At 63.0% G+C, this 8,961-nt stretch carries 8 protein-coding genes and 5 pseudogenes; 8 read left to right on the top strand and 5 right to left on the bottom strand.

The window, feature by feature from the left end:
• Positions 1-106: 106 nt before the first annotated feature.
• The 7 genes and pseudogenes from ACFFJC_RS21170 to ACFFJC_RS21320 all read left to right on the top strand — a co-directional run.
• Positions 107-421: pseudogene (locus ACFFJC_RS21170) on the top strand (transposase); the annotation flags it as partial.
• Positions 422-500: 79 nt separating this feature from the next.
• Positions 501-1,656: pseudogene (locus ACFFJC_RS21165) on the top strand (IS110 family RNA-guided transposase).
• Between the two features lie 299 nt (positions 1,657-1,955).
• Positions 1,956-2,069, top strand: a pseudogene (locus tag ACFFJC_RS21160) (IS5/IS1182 family transposase); the annotation flags it as partial.
• A 244-nt stretch (positions 2,070-2,313) separates the two neighbouring features.
• A pseudogene (locus ACFFJC_RS21155) lies at positions 2,314-3,344 on the top strand (IS110 family RNA-guided transposase).
• Positions 3,345-3,736: 392 nt separating this feature from the next.
• On the top strand, positions 3,737-3,985 hold the full coding sequence (locus tag ACFFJC_RS21150; protein WP_230588605.1) for a phage integrase N-terminal SAM-like domain-containing protein: 249 nt from the start codon (positions 3,737-3,739) through the stop codon (positions 3,983-3,985).
• Positions 3,986-3,988: 3 nt separating this feature from the next.
• Positions 3,989-4,606 (top strand): tyrosine-type recombinase/integrase, encoded by a 618-nt coding sequence (locus ACFFJC_RS21145; protein WP_230588604.1) that lies wholly within the window; start codon positions 3,989-3,991, stop codon positions 4,604-4,606.
• A gap of 9 nt (positions 4,607-4,615) precedes the next feature.
• A pseudogene (locus ACFFJC_RS21320) lies at positions 4,616-4,738 on the top strand (IS91 family transposase); the annotation flags it as partial.
• Here ACFFJC_RS21320 and ACFFJC_RS21140 read toward each other — a convergent pair.
• The 3 genes from ACFFJC_RS21140 to ACFFJC_RS21130 all read right to left on the bottom strand — a co-directional run bounded on the left by ACFFJC_RS21140 (position 4,713) and on the right by ACFFJC_RS21130 (position 6,399).
• Positions 4,713-5,156, bottom strand: coding sequence for a hypothetical protein (locus tag ACFFJC_RS21140; RefSeq protein ID WP_379489230.1), 444 nt, complete (start codon positions 5,154-5,156; stop codon positions 4,713-4,715). The pseudogene ACFFJC_RS21320 and the gene ACFFJC_RS21140 overlap by 26 nt on opposite strands.
• Positions 5,156-5,713, bottom strand: a complete 558-nt coding sequence (locus ACFFJC_RS21135; RefSeq protein ID WP_230588603.1) for a tyrosine-type recombinase/integrase — start codon at positions 5,711-5,713, stop codon at positions 5,156-5,158. The genes ACFFJC_RS21140 and ACFFJC_RS21135 overlap by 1 nt, the downstream gene beginning before the upstream one ends.
• Positions 5,714-6,051: 338 nt before the next feature.
• Positions 6,052-6,399 (bottom strand): hypothetical protein, encoded by a 348-nt coding sequence (locus ACFFJC_RS21130; RefSeq protein ID WP_086493724.1) that lies wholly within the window; start codon positions 6,397-6,399, stop codon positions 6,052-6,054.
• A 209-nt stretch (positions 6,400-6,608) separates the two neighbouring features.
• Here ACFFJC_RS21130 and ACFFJC_RS21125 point away from each other — a divergent pair, with 209 nt between their 5' ends.
• Positions 6,609-6,845 (top strand): hypothetical protein, encoded by a 237-nt coding sequence (locus ACFFJC_RS21125; RefSeq protein WP_283406918.1) that lies wholly within the window; start codon positions 6,609-6,611, stop codon positions 6,843-6,845.
• On the opposite strand, the gene ACFFJC_RS21120 is transcribed toward ACFFJC_RS21125, so the two are convergent.
• Positions 6,846-7,367, bottom strand: a complete 522-nt coding sequence (locus ACFFJC_RS21120; RefSeq protein ID WP_086493723.1) for a hypothetical protein — start codon at positions 7,365-7,367, stop codon at positions 6,846-6,848.
• A gap of 282 nt (positions 7,368-7,649) precedes the next feature.
• Positions 7,650-8,633, bottom strand: a complete 984-nt coding sequence (locus ACFFJC_RS21115) for a DUF2493 domain-containing protein (protein WP_086493722.1) — start codon at positions 8,631-8,633, stop codon at positions 7,650-7,652.
• Positions 8,634-8,961 lie beyond the last annotated feature (328 nt).

Below are 8,961 nucleotides of genomic sequence, written 5' to 3'. Positions count from 1 at the left end.
ATCCCGAACCGGACTCTTATGTCAGGCGGAAACCACTAGCTAGATGCCGTAATGGGCCGGCGTCTCGAAGGTAGCCAAGTGGGAGGCTGTCTTGATCCGGGGTTTGATGAGCGACGAGGAATGGACGTGTCTTGAGCCGTTTGTGATCGAGCGCAGGGCGCGCAGCGGGCGGCGCCCGCGAGATCACCGCCTCGTCCTCGATGGGATTTTCTGGATCGCACGGACGGGCGTGGCCCGGCGCGACCTGCACGAGCATTTTGGCAAATGGTCATCGGTTTACCGCCAGTTCTGGCGCTGGACGCTGTCAGGCTTGTGGGAGTTGCTGCTCGAAGCCTTCAACGAAAGCGGGGGCGGCAACCCCAGCCTACAGATGATCGACAGCACAATAATCCGGGCGCACCACTGTTCAGCCCGCGCAAAAGATCCCATGATGAGAAGTGGACAGCGGCCTGAGGGAGATCAGAGTCGGTTTGCTACCAACCTCTCTGAAAGGATTTGCCATGTCAGCAGAATCAATCTCGCCGCCTGCCGCCATCTGGGTTGACCTTGGCGCAATTTTCGTTTCGCTGGAACTGTCGAAATCGACCTGGCTGGCGACCTCGCTATCGCCTGGCAGCGAGCGGATGTCGCGTCACTGGGTGCCGGGCGGCGACCTGCCCGCATTGCTGGCCTGCTTGGGTGCCTTGCGTGAGAAGACACGGGCCCGGGAGGGCAGGCTCTATCGTGTAGTGGTCATCCAGGAAGCGGGGCTTGATGGCTTCTGGATCCATCGCGCGCTTGAGGCGGAAGGTTGGATCGCAAGCCATGTCGTGGATGCCGCATCGATCGCGGTGTCACGCCGGCATCGCCAGGCGAAGACCGATCGCATCGACGGAGAGACGCTGGTCCGCACGCTGATGGCATGGATGCGCGGTGAGCCTCGCGTCTGCACGATGGTCCGTGTGCCTGCAGTCGAGGATGAGGATCGCCGCCGGATTGGCCGAGAGCGCAAGGCGCTGATCGAGGAACGCAAACGGCACGTCAACCGGATCAAGGGGCTGCTCTTTGGCGTCGGCATCCGGCATTATGAGCCTGTTCGTCGCGACCGCCGTGAGCGCCTGGAAGAACTGCGAACCGGCGACGGCCGCCCATTGCCTACCCATCTCAAGGCACAGCTTTGTCGTGAACTGGACCGGCTCGAGCTATTGGACGGACAGATCAAGGCCGTCGAAGCCGAACGCGATGCCCTGTGCTCCCAAGCCCATGAGACCTCGCCTCAAGCGATGCTGACGGGGATCAAGGGTATCGGCGCGGAATCCGCCAACATCCTCACGAGCGAGGGACTATTCCGACAGTTCGACAATCGGCGCCAGGTCGCGGCCTATGCAGGGCTTGCACCCTCGCCTTGGCGAAGCGGCTCGATCGATCGTGAACAGGGCGTCTCGAAAGCAGGCAATCCACGACTGCGCACGACGATGATCCAGCTGGCATGGCTATGGCTGCGCTATCAGCCGGACGCGGCTCTCACACGCTGGTTCCATGAAACGGGCAAGCCACAGCGGCGGGCGAGGTCGAAAGGTCGCGATCGTCGCGCTGGCGCGCAAGCTGCTCGTTGCCTTGTGGAATTACGTGACCGCAGGGGTCGTGATCGAGGGAGTCGCCATGACCGCAGCGTAGCGAAGGGCTGCTCGCGATACACTCCAATCCTCAGGACCTGATCGGTCCTGACGGATCCAGGCGAACGGACCGAAGCCCCCCCATGGCTTCCAACGCCGCTCAAAAGAAGGGTTCCGTTCTCCTGAGCCGCGTCCCCGAATGCGGGATTATGGTGCAGCCGTCCCGAGCGGCGACCGGATATGAGGTGGTACAGGCGAGGCACACCCGCCGGTACTCGTGAACGGGCTCAGCTGGATGCCGATGCCGACCGGGAGATACGAAACGACGAGATATCCCCTTGACCTTCAACTCATCATATGAGGGGGACTCCGCGTCAGGGTCTTGGCCGCTCAAAAGGTGGCTTTACGACCAAGATCCATCTCCGCATCAATGCGTTGGGCCTGCCCATAGCGGTGGCGCTGACCGGGGGCGAAGCGTACGCATCCGGGGAGGCTTGCGATTACCCATAAGTTTTTGAATCACTTATCAAGTAGTTGTCGAAAATTGTTGAATCGGATGAGTCGGTTATGATTGATTGAACGAACGAACATGACGTAATCGCGGGAGCGCCGGCCATGGGCAAGGGGCTCGAGATTACTGGAAGGTTGGTTGCCCCCCGCTAGATGAAGAACGGGCTCACGATTTTGGACCGGGCCCAGCATCAGATGGAGGACAACCGTGGACCAGCATATAGGACTCGATGTTTCCCTGAAAGACACTTCGATTTCGATTCGTCAGGATGGCAAGCGCGTTTGGCGTGGCAAGTGTCCGTCGGATCCGAAGCTGCTCGCAGAAGTGATCCGCAAACGCGCGCCGAATGCAAAGCGCGTGGTGTTCGAGACAGGGCCTCTTTCGGTTTGGTTTTTTCATGCGCTGACTGCGGAGGGTTTGCCAGCGATCTGCATAGACGCGCGCCATGCCAAGGCGGCTCTCGACATGGCCGCGAACAAGACAGACGCGAACGACGCTGACGGTCTGGCGCATTTGGCCGAGGTAGGTTTCTTTCGGGAGATCCGCGTCAAAGGCTTCGACAGCATGTTAATGAGGACGCTGATTGCAGCACGACGCCAACTTATGAAGATGCGGGTGCAGATGTCGAACCAGATACGCGGGCTGATGAAGACGTTCGGTCTCGTAATACCCAAAGGCGCAGGCAGCGTCTTTGAGCGCAACGTAGTTACGCTTCTGGAAGACGAAGACAATTTGGCGCGCATCATCCTACCACTGCTTAAGGCCTGGGGCGATATTCGGCTTCGCGTGGCGGAGTTGACCAAGCAGCTGGTTGTTATGGCCGGCACGGATCAACGCTGCCGCCTACTCGCCTCGGTACCTGGCGTGGGTACGGTCACCGCCACGGCCTTTGCAGCAGCAGTGGAGGATTCGATCAACTTCAAGAACTCGCGCGCGGTGGGCGCCTGGGTCGGGCTGACCCCGAAGCGATATCAGTCAGGCGAGGTTGACTATGAAGGTCACATCTCGCGTCGTGGTGACGCTAAGCTACGCACGTTGTTGTACGACGCGGCCTCGGTGATTTGAACAGGTCGTCGGAGACCAGCGCGTTGCGAACATGGGCACTCGCGCTGAAAGAGCGTTTGGGATTCAAGCGGGCCGCTGTCGCCCTTGCGCGCAAACTGGCGGTAATCATGCACTCGATGCTGAAGACGGGTGAGCTGTTTGATCCAAATGCCGGAGCCACTGCCCCGGCCTGACCAATAGGAGGAAAAAGCGCCGGAACCAGCATCATCTATCGTTTCATCAGTTAGCGCCCGTTCGGGGCGTGCCGAGCCGTCCCTGCCGGGACGCGGTTGGGATCATTCCGCGAAGCGGGAAGCAACTGCCCCTTGCGAGCAGATTGCGTCACGAACATAGGAAGATCTCGGCTACGGAACCCATCCTGCGGCGATCAAATTTGTATCGACCGCGTAGACGACCCTGTACCCGGCACACGCGGCGCATCTTTATGAACGATCAATTCGTTGGACTTGACCGAGGGGCGATTAGACGACCCGCTGACGCGGCACTGGGTTGTTCGCTGGCTGGAATGGCCTCCTGATGGGAAGGTTTGGTTGCTGAAGACCAACCCCTGATCAGGAGACCATCCATGACCGACACCTTGGCAGCGGTGAGCCCGCTGCGCCGTCGCATGATCGACGACATGATGCTTCGCAACCTGTCGCCAGCCACGCAGCGATCCTACCTCCATGCCGTGACGAAGTTCAGCCGTTATTTCGGCCCTTCGCCGGACCGCCTGGGGCTGGAGGATGTCCGCGCGTTTCAAGTGTATCTGGTGTCGCAGGGCATTTCCTGGCCGGCGCTGAACCAGACTGTCTGCGCGCTGCGCTTCTTCTAAGGCGTGACGCTGAACCGGGCGGAGATTCCCGAGCGGATCGCCTATGCGCGCACGCCCCGCAAGCTGCCGGTGATCTTGAGCGCCGACGAGATCGTGCGCCTGCTTGAGGCGGTGCCGTCCCTGAAGGCACGCACGGCGCTGACCACGGCCTATGCCGCGGGTTTGCGCGTTTCGGAAGCGGTGAACCTGAAGGTTGCTGATATCGACAGCGCGCGCATGGTTATCCAGGTCCGTCACGGCAAGGGCGGCAAGGACCGGACGGTCATGCTCTCTCCACAACTGCTCGGTATCTTGCGGACCTACTGGCGCCTGGCGCGGCCGAGCGACTGGCTGTTTCCGGGTCGCGGCGACAAGCCGATCAACGTTTCCGTGCTCCATTCGGCCTGCCGGTCCGCGACCAAGGCGGCGGGATTGACCAAGAAGGTCAGCGTGCACACGCTGCGGCACAGCTTCGCTACCCATCTGCTCGAGAGCGGCGTCGACATCCGGATCATCCAGGTCTTGCTCGGGCACAACAGCCTGTCGACGACGGCGCGCTACACGCATGTGGCGACGACGACGATCGCAAGCACGCAGAGCCCACTCGATCGTTTGACCATCGAGGTGGTGCCGCCCGCCTGAGCCGACCCCGTGCGGTCCGATCTGGAGGTGGCGGATATTTTCCGCCGCCACGGTGCTGCTTTTCGCCTGGCCCATGACGGCCATCTCGGTCGCGTCGAACGCCGCGTCATGTCGGCGGTCGAGCTGTGCCGATGCGCAACCCCGTGACCGCGAGTAGGGCTATCAAGGTCGCATAAGTCAGCGGGCGCAGGCCTCCTTGAGGTCGAAGCTGGCTAGCGGCTTCGATCAGGCGAGCGATCTCCGTGCCCGAGTAAATGTGCGGTGGCCGGCGCCTTTTTTGGGCACCGAAGTGATTGCGCGGGGGCAACTCGTGCCGCACGTCTTCGACGCGGATATGGCGTGCGAAGCGGCAGACGGCTTTCAGTCGCGCGTCGCGTTGCGCAATCGACGGTCCCAGTGCGGCCCAATCGATGGCTGTTTGCGTTTGAACATACGCCTGTCCGCGCTCAGTCGCGAAGCCGGCGAAGCTTTTGAGCAAATACTCGGCATTCGACATCGCAAAGCCCGTGGCACGACGCAGTGCGAGATAGGTCTCGAAGGTCTTCAACATCAGAGCGCCTCCGGCCATGGCTGCGCCACCTGCTTCAGAAGAGTGACATCGGCTTTGGCGTAGTGGGCCGTAGTGTCGATGCCACTATGCCGGAGGACCAGACCGATCTTGTCGAGCGGCACCCCGTGGCGCAGCATCTCGGTCGCCGCGGTGTGCCGCAGGACGTGCGCACCCTTGAACGGTGTCACGAGGCCAGCCCGCTTCATGATGCGCCTGACCACCGAAGAGACGGCGTCACCGTTTAGGAACGGGCGACTGGGCGCGATCGTGCTCAGGAACACGCGATCACTTCGGCAGAAAGACGGTCGGCATTCGAGATAGGCCGCGACCGCATCCCCGACGTCCTGGGGCAGCGGCAAGCGAACTTCATGGCGCGACTTGCCCGTAATCCGCAGCGAACCCGCCTGCCACTCGATATCGGTGAGGCGGAGCTGCGCCACGTCGCCGGCCCGCAGTCCGATGCACCAGCGAGTCCAGCCCTTTTCATGAAGGTGGCGGTCGAACAGATCCTGAAACCGCGTCTGACGCGTACCACAAATTATTTCAAGGTAACTCAACGGGATAGGGCCGACCTCGTCGGCGTCGTGGTCCGCGTACGACGCTCCCCTGGAACCGGGTCATACGGGTCTTACGGCAATATGACCTTGTTTCTACAGGCTAATACGCCCGCTGCACCCGTGCGTAGGGTCCATTACAAAACGGCCTCGCGCCGTGCGTCCCGCCTTACGCAGCGCGCTTGCGCTGCGCAGCCTCGTACCGGCAGGGGCGGGGCACCCTTGCTGCAGTTGCGCGGTGGTGCGTGGCGAGGAGGTTTGAGGGATGGCGTTCATGGGTGGGGTCTCCCCGAAAGCAAAAAAGGGGACCGGGCGTCAGGCCCGGTCCCCGGAGTATGTGATCAGCCCTGCTGGGCGACCAACGTGCGCGCTTCAAGGATGAGCATGGCCGCCTCGTCGTCACGGCCCTGCGCCCGGATGATCCGATACGCATTGGAGCGGGCAGCTATCCGGGCGAGCTCCGAAGCCCGGTTCCATTCCGCCTCGTATTCCTCGTCGCACTCGTCGGTGATCACGAAGTCGCCGGTCTCGTGATCGGTGTAACCATAGTACTGGCCCGCGTAGGAATTAGCCCGTTTGAGGTGGCGTTCGATCTGGCGAATGAGAGCGAACCCCCTCGCCTGCGCAGAGAAATAGTGCGGTTCATGGGTTTCGACGAAACGGTCGTAATCGGGTTCGATGGTGAGCATGAAAGCCTCCTCATGGGGGTGTCCGCGGACGACAGGCACCGCAGGGCGATGGATGGGATGGGATGGGATGTGGTCGGTGACGGACCGACAGGGCGGCCAGGCGCGAAGCCCCGCCGGTTCCGCAGGAAGCGGCAATCCCCGCTTGCGCCGATCCGCCGATGTGGCACAGTCGCAAGCGACGGGCAGGCCATCGGGGAAGGACGATGGAAATGCCGAAGATGACGGAAAGGGATCGGCTCGCCGATCTCGAAGCGCGTCAGCGCAAGATGAACGATGAACTGGAAATCGCGCGCCGTGCGCTGCGGGGCAGATATGCCGCGATGATCGCGGAGATGCCGGTGGAGAAGCTCACGGAAAGGGAGTTTCGCGAGCTTCTCACACAGGCGGTCCGGGTAGGCGGCGGCGCGGCGCTGACGGCGATTAAGGGACTGCCGGCAGCGATCTGATCACGCGCTGGTCATCACCAGGTTCCGGCAGGGATGCGCCTCGAGAAAGCTGTCCCTGTCGGAATCAGATCTCAGGGTGATGAACCGCGCTTCGGGCCCGAACCAGATCATGATGAAGCGCCGCTGCGCCGCCAACCGGTGGATATTCGCAAGGCTGCCCCGGCTGCGACCATCCCAGATCACGAGACCCAGGGCGGCATCGCGCGCCATCGCCGCATCCTTCGCGGCATGGAAGGCGGCGGTGCCCTTTCTGCCGGAAGTAGGAATGCGCCGGACGGGCCAGTCGCCCAGATTATGACGCGGTTCCTCTCCGGAACAGTAGACCCTGACAGCAGCGATCTCGCGATCGGAAAGATGGCGCTGGACCAATCGATCCACGCCGCGCGCGTCCCCGATCAGGATGGGAAGTGCGCGGTACAGGATACCCTCGATGCGTTCGATGACGGGTTCGGGAAGCGCGGTAATGGACAGCGACCCGGAAACGAAGACGGCCGAATTAGAAAGGTGCAGATGCTCGGACATGGCTTTAATCTCCTCGAATGAGCCACCCCTCTCTGCCCTCCTCTCCTCTGGTGGCAGGACGCGGGCCTCGCCCCCTCAGCCAATCCCGCCCAGACCGCACCCGAAGGGTGTCCCTGCGACGAGCACGGCGAAGCCGCGCGCAGGAGGCCGGGACCGTCTGGCGGTCCCGCATCGCGCCCGCGACGGACCCGCCTGCGGGTCCCTGAGCGGGGGCGAGAGCTACGCTTGATAAAAGGAAATGAGGACCGGCCCGGCGAACCGGACCGATCCTCTGGCGGAACCTCACTGCGCCTCCCATCCCTGATCGCTGAGCCTGACGAACCGCGCCGGGATACGCTTCTCCTTCACGAGGCGCGCGAGGTGGGACTGCAGGCCCGATCCTTCGCAGACCAGCGCCTCAACGGGTCGCAGTCCGACCATCTGCTCGTTCCGGACGAACCCCGCCCTCTTCCCCAGCTTCGCGCTGAGGCGGAACGTGATGAGCTTCACCTTCCGCGAGGCGGCCCACGCTGCAGCCATCGCGTCGCATCCCTTATCCTGTGCGGTGGTCGCCAGCACCATCGCCGGGTTCCGGGATTTCGCGTCGTCGAGTTTCTCCCAGATCAGGCGGTCGTCAAACCAGCAGTCCGCGCCGCCGGAGAAGATCACGATGGGCCCCTGCGGGTTATGCGCGTCGGTGCGGCGCTGGCGGCGGGCGGCAAGGAAATCGGTAGCGGCGATCACCGAGGCGGTGCGCTTACTCGAGACCAGCGATCCCTTCGGTGCCGACCACGGCCGCCCGGTTTCGGTGTGGAAGACGTCGGCGGCATGGTCGCGCATGCAGCGCAGCGCGTCGGTGGCTTCGTCGAGGAATTCGAGTTCGCCCTGTGCCTGCTCGAGTTCGACGCCGTGGATTTCGCTGCCGTCGGCGCGCCGCAGCAGGTCCTGGACGTCGCGCGTCGCCTTATCGGCCTGCCCCTGCCACTGGTCGGCGACGTGATGGAAACTGTTCACGATGCCCCATGCGAGGCGCTCGGCGGCAGGCTGCAGCCGCGTGTCGCGCAGCAGGTCGAAGAGGGTCGTGACGATCAGTTCGACGGCAAGCTGGGCTTCGCGAGGATCGGGCATGTCGGTCGCCATCTCCTCCTCGCCGCGCCCGATGCGGACCCCGTCGAGATCGGAGGAGAAGGCGGCGTGGAAGTCGTCGGTGGTGCCCGCCATCGTCTCCTGCGCGATGAATTCGGCGATGTCGGAGAACGGGCGGACGCTGCGGTGGATCTTCGTCATGGGAACCTCCTGTAGAAACGAAAGAGGTTCCCCCCTGGGCACGGGCTCCGAGCGGCGGGGTCAAGGATCGCGGAACGCGACCGGCGCAGCCGGCGATGGGGGTCACGATTTTTCCGGGCGGCCAGAATGCCCGAATGGAAGCATGACGCCCGACCCGCCCGGAAAAATGGTGGGGCCCCGTCGTCCTTGAGGCCGACGCGGTCCCGTGCCACGATTGGAATTCTTGAGAGAGAGAAGAGGCTTTGCGAATCTGGGGCTCGATGCCCCTGATTCGCAACGGGTGCCTCCAGGCGCTTACCTCTCAGTGGAGCGCCCGCGACCTCACGAC

The organism is Novosphingobium soli, assembly GCF_042432915.1.
Taxonomy (GTDB): Bacteria; Pseudomonadota; Alphaproteobacteria; order Sphingomonadales; family Sphingomonadaceae; genus Novosphingobium; species Novosphingobium soli.
Note: the sequence above shows the minus strand (reverse complement) of the source record. Positions and strands in the feature narration are given on the sequence as shown.